This window comes from Streptomyces silvae, assembly GCF_016745505.1.
Classification (GTDB): Bacteria; Actinomycetota; Actinomycetes; order Streptomycetales; family Streptomycetaceae; genus Streptomyces; species Streptomyces silvae.
Genome location: NZ_JAERUC010000147.1, coordinates 1 through 15270 on the forward strand (window position 1 = coordinate 1; position 15270 = coordinate 15270).

The 15270-nt window shown below is 70.2% G+C and carries 16 protein-coding genes; 7 read left to right on the top strand and 9 right to left on the bottom strand.

Annotated elements, in window-relative coordinates:
• Nucleotides 1–251: 251 nt before the first annotated feature.
• Entirely contained in the window at nucleotides 252–893 is a 642-nt protein-coding gene (locus tag JKV81_RS22745; RefSeq protein WP_202077514.1) for a DNA-3-methyladenine glycosylase, read from the bottom strand.
• Nucleotides 894–981: 88 nt separating this feature from the next.
• On the opposite strand from JKV81_RS22745, the gene JKV81_RS22750 reads away from it, so the two are divergent.
• The 3 genes from JKV81_RS22750 (at nucleotide 982) to JKV81_RS22760 (ending at nucleotide 2999) form a co-directional block, all read left to right on the top strand.
• Nucleotides 982–1764, top strand: coding sequence for a sporulation protein (locus JKV81_RS22750; RefSeq protein WP_129261803.1), 783 nt, complete (start codon nucleotides 982–984; stop codon nucleotides 1762–1764).
• Nucleotides 1765–1817: 53 nt separating this feature from the next.
• A complete protein-coding gene (locus JKV81_RS22755; RefSeq protein WP_202077516.1) occupies nucleotides 1818–2351 on the top strand; it encodes a YbhB/YbcL family Raf kinase inhibitor-like protein in 534 nt (177 codons plus the stop codon).
• Between the two features lie 141 nt (nucleotides 2352–2492).
• Nucleotides 2493–2999, top strand: coding sequence for an HNH endonuclease (locus JKV81_RS22760; RefSeq protein WP_099176396.1), 507 nt, complete (start codon nucleotides 2493–2495; stop codon nucleotides 2997–2999).
• An 88-nt stretch (nucleotides 3000–3087) separates the two neighbouring features.
• Here JKV81_RS22760 and JKV81_RS22765 read toward each other — a convergent pair whose 3' ends face one another.
• The 4 genes from JKV81_RS22765 to JKV81_RS22780 all read right to left on the bottom strand — a co-directional run bounded on the left by JKV81_RS22765 (nucleotide 3088) and on the right by JKV81_RS22780 (nucleotide 6300).
• The gene (locus JKV81_RS22765; protein WP_124277160.1) at nucleotides 3088–3855 is read right to left on the bottom strand and encodes a sulfite exporter TauE/SafE family protein; all 768 of its coding nucleotides are present in this window, start codon (nucleotides 3853–3855) and stop codon (nucleotides 3088–3090) included.
• 84 nt (nucleotides 3856–3939) lie between these two features.
• Nucleotides 3940–4869 carry an SPFH domain-containing protein gene (locus JKV81_RS22770; RefSeq protein ID WP_129261809.1) on the bottom strand — a complete coding sequence of 310 codons (930 nt, stop codon included), beginning with the start codon at nucleotides 4867–4869 and terminating at the stop codon, nucleotides 3940–3942.
• A 136-nt stretch (nucleotides 4870–5005) separates the two neighbouring features.
• Complete coding sequence (locus JKV81_RS22775) at nucleotides 5006–5434, bottom strand: NfeD family protein (RefSeq protein ID WP_099175979.1); 429 nt, start codon at nucleotides 5432–5434, stop codon at nucleotides 5006–5008.
• Nucleotides 5435–5499: 65 nt separating this feature from the next.
• Nucleotides 5500–6300, bottom strand: coding sequence for an ABC transporter ATP-binding protein (locus tag JKV81_RS22780; protein ID WP_099175980.1), 801 nt, complete (start codon nucleotides 6298–6300; stop codon nucleotides 5500–5502).
• 120 nt (nucleotides 6301–6420) lie between these two features.
• On the opposite strand from JKV81_RS22780, the gene JKV81_RS22785 reads away from it, so the two are divergent.
• A complete protein-coding gene (locus JKV81_RS22785; protein ID WP_202077518.1) occupies nucleotides 6421–7200 on the top strand; it encodes an Rv1486c family protein in 780 nt (259 codons plus the stop codon).
• A gap of 139 nt (nucleotides 7201–7339) precedes the next feature.
• Here JKV81_RS22785 and JKV81_RS22790 read toward each other — a convergent pair whose 3' ends face one another.
• From JKV81_RS22790 to JKV81_RS22800, 3 genes are all read right to left on the bottom strand, one after another.
• Nucleotides 7340–7591, bottom strand: coding sequence for a chaplin family protein (locus JKV81_RS22790; protein WP_124277157.1), 252 nt, complete (start codon nucleotides 7589–7591; stop codon nucleotides 7340–7342).
• A 161-nt stretch (nucleotides 7592–7752) separates the two neighbouring features.
• Complete coding sequence (locus tag JKV81_RS22795; RefSeq protein WP_099175983.1) at nucleotides 7753–8397, bottom strand: response regulator; 645 nt, start codon at nucleotides 8395–8397, stop codon at nucleotides 7753–7755.
• On the bottom strand, nucleotides 8390–9535 hold the full coding sequence (locus JKV81_RS22800) for a GAF domain-containing sensor histidine kinase (protein WP_129261811.1): 1146 nt from the start codon (nucleotides 9533–9535) through the stop codon (nucleotides 8390–8392). The genes JKV81_RS22795 and JKV81_RS22800 overlap by 8 nt, the downstream gene beginning before the upstream one ends.
• 181 nt (nucleotides 9536–9716) lie before the next feature.
• On the opposite strand from JKV81_RS22800, the gene JKV81_RS22805 reads away from it, so the two are divergent.
• The 3 genes from JKV81_RS22805 to JKV81_RS22815 all read left to right on the top strand — a co-directional run bounded on the left by JKV81_RS22805 (nucleotide 9717) and on the right by JKV81_RS22815 (nucleotide 12514).
• Complete coding sequence (locus JKV81_RS22805) at nucleotides 9717–10430, top strand: SDR family NAD(P)-dependent oxidoreductase (protein WP_202077582.1); 714 nt, start codon at nucleotides 9717–9719, stop codon at nucleotides 10428–10430.
• Nucleotides 10427–11479 (top strand): S-adenosylmethionine:tRNA ribosyltransferase-isomerase, encoded by a 1053-nt coding sequence (locus JKV81_RS22810; RefSeq protein WP_129261813.1) that lies wholly within the window; start codon nucleotides 10427–10429, stop codon nucleotides 11477–11479. The genes JKV81_RS22805 and JKV81_RS22810 overlap by 4 nt, the downstream gene beginning before the upstream one ends.
• A 309-nt stretch (nucleotides 11480–11788) precedes the next feature.
• Entirely contained in the window at nucleotides 11789–12514 is a 726-nt protein-coding gene (locus JKV81_RS22815; RefSeq protein ID WP_129261815.1) for a transglycosylase SLT domain-containing protein, read from the top strand.
• Nucleotides 12515–12654: 140 nt separating this feature from the next.
• Here the strand turns inward: JKV81_RS22815 and JKV81_RS22820 are convergent, their stop codons facing one another.
• Nucleotides 12655–15252, bottom strand: coding sequence for an ABC transporter ATP-binding protein/permease (locus JKV81_RS22820; protein WP_202077520.1), 2598 nt, complete (start codon nucleotides 15250–15252; stop codon nucleotides 12655–12657).
• Between the last annotated feature and the right edge of the window lie 18 nt (nucleotides 15253–15270).

Below are 15270 nucleotides of genomic sequence, written 5' to 3' on the forward strand. Positions count from 1 at the left end.
CACCGCGCTTTCCGGTTCTTCGCTTTCGCGTTTCCCTTTCGGCGTGGTCACTACATTAGCCGATTTCCTCGGTGACTCATAATCGAGCCGTTGGGCGAATTTCGGCATGCCGAAATTGCACCCGCCGGGGGTGAATCGTAGGTAGTGGTTGGCCCTCTCACGATGCTTCGACCCGGTCCGATGGACCGTGCCAACAACAACTGCATCCGTTCAAGCGGCTCGGACTACATTAGGGAAACGTCAGGGGTGAGTCAAGTTGCCCGGCGGCGTGGCACATGTGCCCGGTACGGGCTGACCGTGGGGTCGCCGTCGATCCAGAAGCGCCAGGGCTGGTGGGAGCCGTCACCGCCGACCCCTGTCCGGGGGCCGCTCCGCACCTGGTCACGCGGCGGCGGCTCACCGTGCAGTACGGACAGAGGGCGCTCCGGGCCGGACACCACGTCGGCTCCGTTCAGCGCGCGGTCGACGTCGAGAGCGGTGGCCAGACGGGCCGGCCCTTTGGCCAGTTCTCTGTCATGCCGGGCCGAGAATCGACGTTTGCGGGCCATCTCCGCCCCCACGCCGATCTCCCCCGCCCGGAGCAGGACACCGCTCGCCCGGCCCTCGGGACCGCACACCAGATTGAGGCAGTGCCACATCCCGTAGGTGAAGTAGACGTACGAGTGGCCCGGCGGCCCGAACATCACACTGTTGCGGGCCGTCCGGCCCCGGAAGGCGTGGGAGCCCGGATCGACATCGCCCGCGTACGCCTCCACCTCGGTCAGGCGCAGCTCGATGGGGCCGTCGTCGGAACTCCGGACGAGGATGCGGCCCAGCAGGTCGGGGGCGACCTCCAGGACCGGCCGGTCGAAGAAGTCCCGCGTGAGCGGCGTACGGTCCATGCCCTTGTTCATGGCGTCCGAGGGTACTGGGGTCGGCGTGTCGGGAACCGGCTACCGTCATGGCGCGTATGTAGGGGTGTCAGGACCAAGGAGGAAGAACATGGGCTTCAAGCGGCTGCTCGCGAGCATGGGTGCCGGCGGTGCTTCGGTCGAGACCGAACTGACCGAACTCAATGTCGTCCCTGGCGGGGTGGTCCAGGGCGAGGTGCGGATCCAGGGCGGTTCCGTGAACCAGCAGATCGAGGGTCTCTCGGTCGGTCTGCAGGCGCGCGTGGAGGTCGAGGGCGGGGACCAGGAGACCAAGCAGGACATCGAGTTCACCAAGCTGCGCCTGGGTGGTGCCTTCGAGGTGCAGGCGGGCGCGGTGCACGTCGTGCCGTTCGGGCTGGAGATCCCCTGGGAGACGCCCATCACCATGTTCGCCGGGCAGCAGCTGCGCGGGATGAACATCGGGGTGACCACGGAGCTGGAGATCGCCCGCGCGCTGGACTCCGGTGACCTGGACCCGATCAACGTGCACCCGCTGCCGGCGCAGCAGGCCATCCTGGACGCCTTCGGGCAGCTGGGCTTCGGCTTCCGCAGTGCCGACATGGAGCGCGGTCACATCCGCGGTACGCGCCAGCGGCTGCCGTTCTACCAGGAGATCGAGTTCTTCCCGCCGTCGCAGTACCGGGGGCTGAACCAGGTGGAGCTGACGTTCGTCGCGGACGACCGCGAGATGGACGTCGTCCTGGAGATGGACAAGAAGCCGGGGCTCTTCAGCGAGGGCAGCGACTCCTACCGTGCCTTCAAGGTGGGTCTCAACGACTTCCAGGGCACGGACTGGGCCGCATACCTGAATCAGTGGCTCGCTCAGGTCGGCGGCCAGCGCAACTGGCTCTGACACCCCCTAGGGTCGGTGGGAAGAACGCACAGCCGACCAGGAGAGGTGCTGACGTGACCGAGCCGAAGAGGGCGCCGCTGCCGCACGACTTCCATCCCGAGGTCCCCTCGTTCACCGTGGTGAGCGAGGACCTCGCGCCGGGAGCCGTACTCGCGGACGCCCAGGTGTTCGCGGCGGGGAACACTTCGCCGCAGCTGCGGTGGGAGGGCTTCCCCGCGGAGACGAAGAGCTTCGCCGTGACCTGCTTCGACCCGGACGCCCCGACGGGCAGCGGGTTCTGGCACTGGGTGGTCTTCGACATCCCCGCATCGGTCACCGAGCTCCCGGCCGGTGCCGGGAGCGGGGCGTTCGAGGGGCTGCCCGAGGGTGCCGTCCAGGCCCGCAACGACTACGGGTCGAAGGAGTTCGGCGGCGCCGCCCCGCCCGCCGGTGAGAACCACCGCTACGTCTTCACCGTGTACGCGGTGGACACCGAGAAGCTCGGCCCGGACAGCGACGCCTCGCCCGCCGTGGTCGGATTCAACCTGCGGTTCCACACCCTGGGCCGCGCCCAGCTGATCGGGGAGTACGCCGCCCCCGAAAGCTGAGGGTTCGCCTGCTGTTTGCCCTGCCCTGGTCTTGGAGAGATCAGGGCAGGGCACTTTTTATTGCGTTGTCCATCACGGCTCACCCGGACAGAGTTGATCCGGGCCCGCCGGCAGACGGGCGGCACACGGGAGGTGGGCAGGATGCGGGACACACTTGTACTCAACGCGAGCTTCGAGCCACTGTCGACGGTGACGCTCAACCGTGCGGTGGTTCTGATCCTGCAGGACAAGGCCGTCGTCGAACAGTCGCATCCCGGGCTCCGTATGCGAGGTGCCGCCGTGGATCTTCCGGTGCCCCGGGTGATCAGGCTCTGCCGGTACGTACGGGTGCCGTTCCGAAGACACGCTCCGTGGTCCAGAAGGGGTGTCCTCATACGGGACCAGCACCGGTGCGCGTACTGCGGGCGGCGGGCGAGCACCGTGGACCACGTGGTGCCGCGTGCCCAGGGCGGTCAGGACACCTGGCTGAACACCGTGGCCTCGTGCGCGGAGGACAACCACCGCAAGGCGGCCCGGACGCCGGAGCAGGCGGGCATGCCGCTGCTGCGTCAGCCGTTCGTGCCGTCGCCGGCGGACGCGATGCTGCTCGCGCTGGGTGCCGGTGACCGGTCGGCGCTGCCGGAGTGGCTGGCGCAGTCGGCGGCATGAGCCTGCCGGCGAGCACCGCGTGAACGGGTGAGCCCCGTAGGGAACCAAGGAGCCCGTCCCCTCGCACGGAGGGGGCGGGCTCCGTACGTCAGCGCAGCAGCAGTTGGACGATGGCCGCGGTGCCGACGACGACGATCAGGCCGCGCAGCAAACCCGGGCTGAGCCGGCGGCCGACCCTGGCGCCTATCTGGCCGCCTATCGCCGAGCCCACCGCGATGAGGACGACGGCCGTCCAGTCGAAGTCCGCGACGAAGAGGAAGAAGAGCGCGGCGACGCTGTTGACGACGGCGGCGAGGACGTTCTTGACGGCGTTCAGGCGCTGCATCGTGTCGTCGAGCAGCATGCCCATCAGGGAGAGGTAGATGATGCCCTGGGCGGCCGTGAAGTAGCCGCCGTAGACGCTGGCGAGCATGATCCCGGTGAACAGAAGGGGGCCGCCGTCGAGTCGGGCGGCGGTGCCGGTGCGGTCGCGGCGGCGCTGGACCGCTCTGCTGATCCGGGGCTGCAGGATGACCAGCACCAGCGCGAGGGTCACCAGGACCGGGACGATCGTCTCGAACGCCGTGGAGGGCAGGGCGAGGAGGAGGGTCGCGCCGGTGAGGCCGCCGATCAGTGCGCCGGCGCTCAGTTTCAGTATGCGGCGGCGCTGGCCGGTGAGTTCCTCGCGGTAGCCGATGGCTCCGCTGATGGATCCGGGGATCAGGCCGAGCGCGTTGGACACGGTCGCGGTGACCGGGGGCAGCCCGGTGGCGAGCAGGACCGGGAACGTGATCAGCGTTCCCGATCCGACGATGGTGTTGATCGTTCCGGCGCCGACGCCGGCCGCGAAGACCGCGAGCATTTCCCAGATGGACAAGGCCATCCCCTTCGATGGTCAGTGACGCCTCCCCGCCCTGAAGGTCGAGGGGCCTCACCGATCATGCACGAAGGTGTTCCCGGGTCAGTCGACCGGGGGCTGCTCCCGGCGTTCCGTACCGGTGTTGAAGCCGGGGGCTCCGCCGCCGAGGTTGCCGAACGCTCCGCTGAGGCCCTTGAGGGCGTCGCCGATCTCGCTGGGCACGATCCAGAGCTTGTTGGCGTCGCCCTCGGCGATCTTGGGGAGCATCTGGAGGTACTGGTACGAGAGGAGCTTCTGGTCCGGGTCCCCGGCGTGGATGGACTCGAAGACCGTACGGATGGCCTGGGCCTCGCCCTCGGCGCGGAGTGCGGACGCCTTCGCCTCACCTTCGGCCCGGAGGATCGCGGACTGCTTCTCACCCTCGGCGGTGAGGATCTGGGACTGCCTGATGCCTTCGGCGGTGAGGATGGCGGCGCGCTTGTCGCGGTCGGCGCGCATCTGCTTCTCCATCGAGTCCTGGATGGAGGTAGGCGGTTCGATGGCCTTGAGCTCGACGCGGTTGACGCGGATGCCCCACTTGCCGGTGGCCTCGTCGAGGACGCCGCGGAGTGCCGCGTTGATCTCCTCGCGGGAGGTCAGGGTCCGCTCCAGGTCCATGCCGCCGATGATGTTCCGCAGCGTGGTGACGGTGAGCTGCTCGATCGCCTGGATGTAGCTGGCGACTTCGTACGTGGCGGCGCGGGCGTCGGTCACCTGGTAGTAGATGACGGTGTCGATGTTGACGACGAGGTTGTCCTGCGTGATCACCGGCTGGGGCGGGAAGGGGACGACCTGTTCGCGGAGGTCGATCCGGTTGCGGATCGAGTCGATGAACGGGACGACGATGTTCAGCCCGGCGTTGAGCGTGCGGGTGTAGCGGCCGAAGCGCTCCACGATGGCGGCACTGGCCTGCGGAATGACCTGGATCGTCTTGATCAGGGCGATGAAGACGAGCACCACCAGAATGATCAGGACGATGATGATCGGTTGCATCGTGTGACTCGTGCCCTTCGGTTGCCGACGGATCGCGGTGATCGAGGTCGAACGGTGTGACGGTCATGACGGTCGCATTGTCATGATGATCGACTTCGAGTTTGGCAGACTGCGGTCTGCCGTGTGACCGGTTCGCTCACATGACGACGGCTGTTGCGCCGTCGATGTCCACGACGTCCACCTGGCGGCCCGGTTCGAAGGTCTGGTCGCCGTCGAGTGAGCGTGCGGACCAGACCTCGCCGGCGAGCTTGATGCGGCCGCTGCTGCCGTCCACCCGTTCCAGGACGACGGCTTGACGGCCTTTCAGGGCGTCGATGCCGGTGGCGTGCGTGGACTGACTCGCGCGGTGTCTGGCCGCGATCGGGCGGACCACGGCGATCAGGGCCACCGATACCACGACGAAGACCAGGACTTGGGCGACGACTCCGCCGCCGAGGGCCGCCACGACGGCCGCGGCCACCGCTCCGACGGCGAACATCCCGAATTCGGGCATCGCGGTCAGGACGAGGGGAATGCCCAGTCCCACCGCGCCGATCAGCCACCACACCCACGCGTCGATGTCCACATGGTCATCGTAGGACCGCGAGTGCCTCCACCGACAGGGCGCAGAGGAGGTTGGCTGTGGTGCGACTACTGGCCGAGGGGCAGTCCGTGGGCGGTGTAGCGGTCGCCGCGGTGTTCGACGACGAGCGGCAGGCCGAAGCAGAGGGAGAGGTTCCGGGAGCTGAGCTCGGTCTCCATGGGACCGGCGGCGAGCACCTTGCCCTGACGGATCATCAGGACATGGGTGAAGCCGGGCGCGATCTCCTCGACATGGTGGGTGACCATGACCATGGAGGGGGCGTACGGGTCTCGGGCCAGCCTGCCGAGCCTGCGCACCAGGTCCTCGCGTCCGCCGAGGTCGAGTCCGGCGGCCGGCTCGTCGAGGAGGAGCAGCTCGGGGTCGGTCATCATGGCGCGGGCGATGAGGGTGCGCTTGCGCTCGCCCTCGGAGAGCGTGCCGAACTTGCGGTCGAGGAACTCGGTCATGCCGAGGCGGTCGAGGAAGGCGCGGGCGCGCTCCTCGTCGACGGCTTCGTAGTCCTCGTGCCAGGTGGCGGTCATGCCGTACGCGGCGGTGAGCACCGTCTGCAGCACGGTCTGGCGCTTGGGGAGCTTTTCGGCCATGGCCACGCCGGCGATGCCGATGCGGGGGCGGAGCTCGAAGACGTCGGTGCCGACGCCGCCGAGGCGCTCACCGAGGATCTTGGCCGTGCCGGTGCTGGGGAAGAGGTAGCTGGAGGCGATGTTGAGGAGGGTGGTCTTGCCGGCGCCGTTCGGCCCGAGGATGACCCAGCGCTCCCCCTCCTTGACCGACCAGGAGACGTCGTCCACCAGAGCGCGTCCGTCGCGGACCACGGATACGTCCACCAGCTCCAGTACATCGCTCATGGCGCGTTGTCTCCCCATACAGTGTCGAGATCGTCGCGTGCCTGTGGGCACAGCTCCCAGGGAAAACCTACGCCACCCGAAGAGTGCTCAGGCCCTGGGGCCGTTCCCTAGGCTGTTCCCATGCTTTCGGAACCACGCTCAGGGCGGCTTGCCGCATGGGGAAACGCGCTTTTGGCCGGACTTGTGTCACCGGACGACGCGGCGCTCGCGATCGTCGGCGAGGACGCGGTGCACCGGGTCGAGGGGCTGCCGGGTGAGGCGGGGCCCGTCGGGCTGACGCTGGCGCTCGGCCGGCTGAGGGGGCTCGGTGCGACCGGCTACCGGGTCGCGCTGCCGGTGCCCGGGCATCCGCTGGGGCTCAGCGGGCCGCCGGACTTCAACGCCCGTGCGCTGGAGGCGGAGGAGGCGGTGGTCACATCCGGGGCGCCGTACGGGCTCGTGCCGGAGGTGAGCCAGGCGGGGCCTGCCGGGGATCTGCACGTCGAGGTGGTGTGGCGCTGTCTGGCGGTACGGGAGGCGCCGCCCGCCGATGTGCCGTCGCTGAGCGAGGCGGAGCGGGAGCTGGCCGAGGCGCTGCGGGATGCGACGGCGGTGCTGTCGCGGCTGGACGTCGCCGGGTCGGGTCCGGTCGCGGAGGCCGCCGTGGACGCCTACCGGGCGCGGGCGGAGCGGGGCCGTGAGGTGCTGGCTCCGGGCTATCCGCCGAGGGCGGTACGGGTGCTGGAGCTGGCCCAGCGTGTGGGGCTGCTGGTGGCGGTCGCCCATGAGAACGGGCACGGCGGGGCGGTGAGCGCTTCCGAGATCGCGGCCCGGGGCGAGGCACTGCGGCCGGTGGAGCGGGTGGCGCGGCGGGCGCAGGTCGCGGCGTACAACGCGTACGTGGAGGAGCGGGGGCGGTAGAAGCGGACCGGGCGGTCCGTCCCCCGCGATAGTCCCCCGGCCGCCGGGAGCGGGCCGGGCGGTCCCGTCCCCGGGATCGTCCCCCGGCCGCCGGAAGGGCTCGAGTGAGCTCTCCCGGCGGCCGGGTGCGAGGCGTCGGTCAGCCGTTCAGGCCGAAGTTGCCGAAGGCCGGGTTCAGCAGGCCCACCACGTTGACCGTGTTGCCGACCACGTTCACCGGGACGTTCACCGGGACCTGGACGAGGTTGCCCGAGACGACGCCCGGGGAGCCGACGGCCGTGCCGTGGGCACCGGCGCCGCCGTGGCCCGTGGCGGAGGCGGCTCCGGCACCGGCGGCGATGATTCCGCCCGCGATCATGGTGACGGCTGCGGCCTTCTTCAGGTTCTTCACTTCAGGATCCTCCTCGCGTCGCTGCGGCCGATCGCCGCAGCACGCATGGAGAACGCCCCTCACCCCGGGGAGGGTGCGCCGTCCGGGTGACATACACCCGACAGTATGAATCTCGGACTGGAGTGGAACCGTCCGCTTGTCCGGGTGGACAGGCGTCCACCTCAGCCGGCCGCCCCGTGCCGGACCGCCCACAGCGCGGCCTGGGTCCTGTCCGACAGATCGAGCTTCATCAGGATGTTCGAGACGTGGGTCTTCACCGTCTTCTCCGACAGGACCAGCGCGCGGGCGATCTCCCGGTTGGAGCGGCCGTCGGCGATCAGGCCGAGCACCTCCCTCTCCCGCTCGGTCAGGGTGCTCCCCCGCCCCGTGCCGTTGCCCGTGTCGTCCTGGGCCAGCAGCGCGCCGGCGACCTCGGGCTGGAGCAGGACATGGCCCGCGTGGACCGAGCGGATGGCTCCGGCCAGGGCGTCCGGGTCGACGTCCTTGTACACGTAACCCGAGGCTCCCGCCCGCAGGGCGGGCACGACCGTGCGCTGCTCGGTGAAGCTGGTGACGATCAGCACCTTGGCCGGGTTCTCCAGCTCCCTGAGCCTGCGGAGCGCCTCTATACCGTCCGTGCCGGGCATCTTGATGTCCATCAGGACCACGTCGGGCCGCAGCTCCTCGGTCCTGGCGACACCCTCGGCCCCGTCCGACGCCTCCCCGACGACCTCTATGTCGTCCTGGATCTCCAGGAACGTACGCAGTCCCCGGCGGACCACCTGGTGGTCGTCGACCAGCAGCACCTTGATGATCTTGTCAGCCACAGGGGATCTCCATCTGGATCGTGGTGCCCTTGCCGGGCTCCGAGTCGACGGTGAGCCGGCCGCCGACGCTGCCGGCCCGGTGCCGCATCGAGACGAGGCCCAGATGCCGTCCGGCGCGCCGGACGGTGTGGGTGTCGAAGCCGCTGCCGTCGTCGGTGATCCGCAGCACCGTGGCCGAGGCGTTGCGGCCGAGGGTGACGGCGACCTGCCCGGCGCCCGAGTGACGCAGGGCGTTGTGCAGGGCTTCCTGGGTGACCCGGAGCATCGCCTCCTCCTGGGCGGAGGGCAGGGCGCGCACCCCGGCGCTCTCGAAGGTGACCCGGGCGGTGTGGGCGCGGTCCAGGACCTGGATCTGGGTACGGAGCGTGGCGACCAGACCGTCCTCGTCCAGAGCGGCGGGGCGCAGCTCGACGACGGCGGCGCGCAGCTCGTCCACGGCTTCCCCGGCCAGGGTGGCGACCTGCTGGAGCTCGCCCTTGGCGCGCGCCGGGTCGCGGTCGACGAGGGCGGCGGCCGCCTGGGCGGTGAGGCGCAGCGAGAAGAGCTTCTGGCTGACGGCGTCGTGCAGCTCGTGGGCGAGCCGCGAGCGCTCCTCGGCGATCGTGAGCTCACGGCTGCGTTCGTAGAGCCGGGCGTTGGTGAGGGCGATCGCCGCGTGCTGGGCGAGGATCCCGAGGAGCTCCTCGTCCTCCTCGGTGAAGTTGCAGCCGCCCGTCGGCCGGGGGCAGCGCTTGTTGGCGAGGAAGAGCGCGCCGATGGTCTCGTCGCCGTCCTGGATGGGCAGGCCGAGGAAGTCGGACATGTCGGGGTGGGCGTCGGGCCACCCCTCGAAGCGGGGGTCCTCGCGGACGTCGGCGAGCCGCTGGGGCTTCGCCTCCTGGAGCATCGCCGCGAGGATGCCGTGCTGGCGGGGCAGCGGGCCGATGGCCTTCCACTGTTCGTCGCTGACACCGTCGACGACGAACTGGGCGAAGCCGCCGTGGTCGTCGGGCACGCCGAGGGCGGCGTACTCGGCGTCCAGCAGTTCGCGGGCCGAGGCGACGATCGTCTTGAGGACGTCGCGCATCTCCAGGTGCCGGCTCATGGCGAGCAGCGCTGCGCTGACCGCGGCGAGGCCCGACGGGGGGCGATGGCTCATGTGCTCACCGTACCGGCGGGGGTGAGGCCGCCGTATCGGGCTGTGGACCTCCGTCGTACGGGGCTCGGGACCTAGTCCCAAGTGCCGTGCGCGGCTGCGGCCGATGGACGAGGCGCCGGGCCTCGCCCCGTTCCTACGTTGGTGGCGTCGGAACTCCACGAGGTGCGAGGGGATGGCTGTCATGCCGATCGCGATGATCACGGGCGGTTCGAAGGGGCTGGGGCGCGCACTGGGCGCGGCGCTGGCGGAAAGGGGCTGGGACCTGGTGCTGGGCGCCCGGTCCCAGGAGGTGCTGCGGGGTACGGCGGAGGAGCTCGCCGGCCGGTACGGGACGCGGGTGGCGGCGGTGGCCGGGGATGTGACGGACCCGGCGCACCGGGCGGCCCTGGTGGCCGCGGCCCGGGAGCTGGGCGGTCTGGACGTACTGGTGAACAACGCGAGCGCGCTGGGTGCCGAGCCGCTCGTACGGCTGGAGGCGCTGCCCCTGGAGGGGCTGCGGGCGGCGCTGGAGACGAATGTGGTGGCGGCGCTCGGTCTCGTGCAGGAGGCGCTGCCGCTGCTGCGGGCCTCGTCGGCCGGGGCGGTGGTGGCGGTGAGCTCGGACGCGGCCATCGAGCCGTACGGGACATGGGGAGGCTACGGGGCCTCGAAGGCGGCGCTCGACCAGCTGAGCGCCGTGCTCGGGGAGGAGGAGCCGGGGCTGCGGGTGTGGGCGGTGGACCCCGGTGACATGGGGACGGACCTCTATACGGCGGCGGTGCCGGACGACACCGATCCCCGGCCGCACCCGGAGAGCGTGGCGCCGGCCTTCGTCCGGCTGCTGGAGCTGCGCCCCGCCAGTGGCAGGTACACGGCCTCCGCGCTGTCGGCCACGGACCGGAGGGCTGAGCGGTGACGGCGCTGGACTCGCTGCGGGTGCCGCCGGAGCTCTCGGCGCGGGTGCCGGCCGAGCAGCGGGGTGCGGGGCGCGGCGACGTACGGCTGCTGGTCTCGCGGGGTGTCGAGGTCACGCACCGGAGGTTCGACGAGCTGCCCGGGGAGCTGCGGGCGGGGGACGTCCTGGTGGTCAATACGTCGATGACGCTGGCGGCCGCGGTGAACGGGCGGCTGTGCGGTGAGCCGGTCGTCGTGCACTTCTCGACGCGGGGTGAGGACGGGCGGTGGGCGGTGGAGCTGCGCCGGCCGGACGGCGACGGGACGACCCTGCCGCGTCCCGGCGGCCCGGCGGGGGCGGTGGTGCGGCTCCCGGGCGGTGACGCGCTGGTCCTGGAGGACCCGCTCGGCCCGCGCGAGGGAGCCAGGCTCTGGTGGGCCCGGGTGCCGCGGGACGTGCCCGGTCTGCTGCGCCGGTACGGGCGGCCGATCCGGTACGCGTACACGGAGCGGGACCAGCCGCTGTCGGCGTACCGGACGGTGTTCGCCGTGCCGTCGCCCGACGGAAGCGGTTCGGCGGAGATGCCGAGTGCGGCGCGGCCCTTCACCGCGGGGCTGGTGGCGGCGCTGGTGAGCCGGGGGGTGCAGTTCGCGCCGCTGACGCTGCACACGGGGGTGGCGTCGGCCGAGGTGCACGAGCCTCCCTATCCGGAGCGGTTCGAGGTGCCGCCCACGACGGCGTGGCTGGTCAACGCGGCCCGGGCGGGTGGGGGCAGGGTGATCGCGGTGGGGACGACGGCGGTGCGGGCCCTGGAGTCCGCGGCGGGTGAGGACGGGGTGGTACGGGCCGCGGCGGGCTGGACGGATCTGGTGGTGACGCCGCAGCGGGGGGTGCGGGCCGTGGACGGACTGCTGACCGGGCTGCACGAGCCCGAGGCCTCCCATCTGCTGATGCTGGAGGCGGTCGCGGGGCGGGAGACGCTGCGGCGGGGGTACGGCGAGGCGCTGGCCCACCGCTATCTGTGGCACGAGTTCGGAGACATCCACCTCCTGCTGCCCGATGCCCGGTAAGTCGCTTACGCTCCGCGTTACAGCAGCAACTATTCGTGAGTGCGAAGGGGGCCCCGTGTGAGCCCAGGCATAGGACCCACGTCACTTACGAAGAAGGATAGTTAGTGTAAAACGGGCAAGTTGCCAGGGTTCAAACCGGACAAGGAGGTATGAACAAGACCCCCATCCACTACCCGGCTTCGTACGTCACACCTTTGCCAGGCCATTTTGCTGGCGCTAAGAATTGCATCTGTCCCCGACGGAGATGCTCCGGCTCTTCCGTCCGCGTCCTCGCCGAGGACCCCCTGCAATTCGAAGAGGTACGACTGTATGTCCGTGTCCCGCATCTCCAGCCGTAGCCGTCGTCTGAACAAGGCGCAGAAGCTCTCCGTCGCGGGGGTCTCGACCCTGGCCGCCGCCGCTGTCGCCTTCTCGCTCGTCCCCGACGACGCTTCGGCCACGACCGAGCCGCAGGCCGCCGCGGCCGCCGCTCCGGTCGCCTACACCGGCAAGCAGACCACCAAGAACGTCCAGGCCAGTGTCATCGAGAAGAACTCGACGGCCGAGCAGCTGGTGAAGGCCGCCGACGAGGCCAAGGCCAAGGAAGCCGCCGCCAAGAAGAAGGCCGCCGCCAAGGCGGAGGCGAAGGCCAAGGCCCTCGCCAAGGCCAAGGCCGACGCGAAGAAGCGTTCCGCCAAGAAGGCCAGCCGTGCGGCCGACCGTAAGCCGGTCTACGCCAACAACCTGGACGGCTGGATCCGCGAGGCGCTGTCGATCATGCACGAGAAGAAGATCCCCGGTACGTACGAGGGCCTGCACCGCAACATCATCCGTGAGTCCAGCGGTAACCCGCGTGCCATCAACAACTGGGACATCAACGCGATCAACGGCATCCCCTCGAAGGGTCTGCTGCAGGTCATCAAGCCGACCTTCGACTACTACCACGTCAAGGGCACCAAGCACGACCAGTACGACCCGGTCGCCAACATCACCGCGGCCGCCAACTACGCCGCGGACAAGTACGGCTCGATCGACAACGTCGACAGCGCGTACTGAGCCACGCACCGAGCAAGGCCTGGCATAGCAGACCTGCCGGTCCGCAGCGTCGCGTGACCGGCCGGCACATGCCGAAGGGCGGCACCCCGCGGGGTGCCGCCCTCGGGCGTTTCCGGGGTCCGAGCCGGACCCCGGCGGCGTTACTTGCGCATCACCTCGGGCTCGTGGCGCCGCAGCATCCGCGAGACCGCGACGAAGAGCACCGCGCTCATCACCAGCATCACCGTGATGTTGACGCCCCACTGGCCGGCCGAGTGCTCCCAGAGCGGATCCAGGTCGGTCGGGTTCTTCGGGTCCCACGGCGGCATCAGGTGGGCGAGGTCGAGCGTCGTACCGGCCGCGGCCACCGCCCAGCGCGACGGCATCAGCCAGGCGAACTGCTCCAGGCCCGGCGATCCGTAGACCTGGAAGAGCACACCGGTGAAGACGACCTGGACGATGGCGAACATGACGAGCAGCGGCATCGTCTTCTCGGCGGTCTTCACCAGCGCGGAGATCATCAGGCCGAACATCATCGAGACGAAGCCGAGCACGATGATCGACAGGCAGATCTCCACGGCCGGGGACATGAACAGTCCCTCCTCCGGCAGATCACGGGTGGAGAAGCCGATCCCGCAGATGATCACGCCCTGGAAGGCGGTGATCACGCCGAGGACGATCACCTTGGACAGCAGGTACGCGGACCGGGAGAGACCGGTGGCCCGTTCCCGCTCGTAGATCACCCGCTCCTTGATCAGCTCTCGTACGGAGTTGGCCGCGGCCGCGAAGCACATGCCGACCGCGAGGATCAGCATGATGGTCCCGGCCTTGCCGTTGAAGCGGGACGGCGGATCGGGCTCCGCCAGGCCGAACTCGGCGGGGATGACCACGCTGACCACACCGAGCACGGCCGGCAGCAGCACCATGAGGAGCAGGAAGCCCTTGTCGGACGCGATCACCGAGATGTAGCGGCGCATCAGCGTCCACAGCTGGGCCGCCCAGCCGGACGGCTTCGGCGGGCGGATCTGCTGCGGCGGCGGCATGTGTACGGGCTGCGCGGCGACGGCATCGATGTCCGCGGCGTACATCTGGTAGTGCTGCGAGCCGCGCCAGCGTCCCGCCCAGTCGTAGTCGCGGTAGTTCTCGAACGCGGAGAACACGTCGGCCCAGCTGGTGTAGCCGAAGAAGTTCAGCGCCTCCTCGGGAGGCCCGAAGTAGGCGACGGAGCCGCCGGGCGCCATCACCAGGAGCTTGTCGCAGATGGCCAGCTCGGCCACGGAGTGCGTGACCACGAGCACCGTACGGCCGTCGTCGGCCAGACCGCGCAGCAGCTGCATGACATCGCGGTCCATGCCCGGGTCGAGGCCCGAGGTCGGCTCGTCCAGGAAGATCAGCGACGGCTTGGTCAGCAGCTCCAGGGCGACCGACACGCGCTTGCGCTGGCCCCCGGAGAGCGAGGTGATCTTCTTGTCCTTGTGGATGTCGAGCTTGAGCTCGGCGAGGACCTCGTGGATCCGGGCGGTGCGCTCGGCCTCGGTGGTGTCCGCGGGGAAGCGGAGCTTGGCGGCGTACCGCAGCGCCCGGGTGACCGTGAGTTCCTTGTGCAGGATGTCGTCCTGCGGGACCAGGCCGATGCGCTGCCTCAGCTCGGCGAACTGCTTGTACAGGTTCCTGTTGTCGTAGAGGACGTCACCCTGGTTGGCGGGCCGGTAGCCGGTGAGCGCCTTGAGCAGGGTGGACTTGCCGGAGCCCGACGGGCCGATGACGGCGATGAGCGACTTCTCGGGGACGCCGAACGAGACGTCCTTGAGGATGTCCTTGCCGCCGTCGACCGTGACCGTGAGGTGCCGGGCCGAGAAGGAGACCTCCCCGGTGTCGACGAACTCTTCCAGCCGGTCCCCGACCAGCCGGAAGGTCGAGTGACCGACGCCGACGATGTCGTTCGGGCCGATGAGCGCGGAGCCGGACTTGCTGAGCGGCTGGCCGTTGACGTAGGTGCCGTTGTGGGATCCGAGGTCACGGATCTCGAAGCGGCCGTCGGGCGTCGCCCGGAATTCGGCGTGCAGACGCGAGACCTGGAGGTCGGAGACGACCAGCTCGTTCTCCAGCGCACGACCGATGCGCATGACCCGGCCGAGGTCCAGCTGGTGGAACGTGGTCGGGCTGCGGTCGCCGTAGACCGGCGGCGCACCGGCGGCGCCGCCGTGCGCGCCCGGTCCGGGCGGGCCGCCGTGGCCCTGCTGGTGCGGGACCGGAGCATTCTGCTGCATCTGCGGCGCCTGCTGCTGCCAGGCCTGCTGCTGCGCCGGGCCGCCGGGCCAGCCGCCGGCGCCCTGCTGCTGCTGCGGGGCGTGCTGCGGCTGAGGCTGCACCGGGGCCTGCTGCGCCTGCGCGGGAGGTACGGGCGCCTGCTGCTGCGCTCCCGCCGCCTGCCCGCCGTGGACTCCGGCGCCCGCCGCCGCGGTGAGGTTCAGGCGCGGGCCGTCGGTGGCGTTGCCCAGGTGGACCGAGGTCCCCGGGGCGATCTCCGTCTGCTGGATACGCCGGCCCTGCACGTAGGTGCCGTTCGTGCTGCCGTGGTCCTCGATGGACCAGCCGCGGCCGTTCCAGCTGATCGTGGCATGCCGCCACGACACTCTGGCGTCGTCGATCATCAGGTCGCCCTGCGGATCACGTCCGAGGGTGTACGACCTGGACGGATCGAGCGCCCAGGTCCTTCCATTCAATTCCAGTACGAGTTCCGGCACTCCGCGCCCCACTAGTTGTCCCCCGTGTCG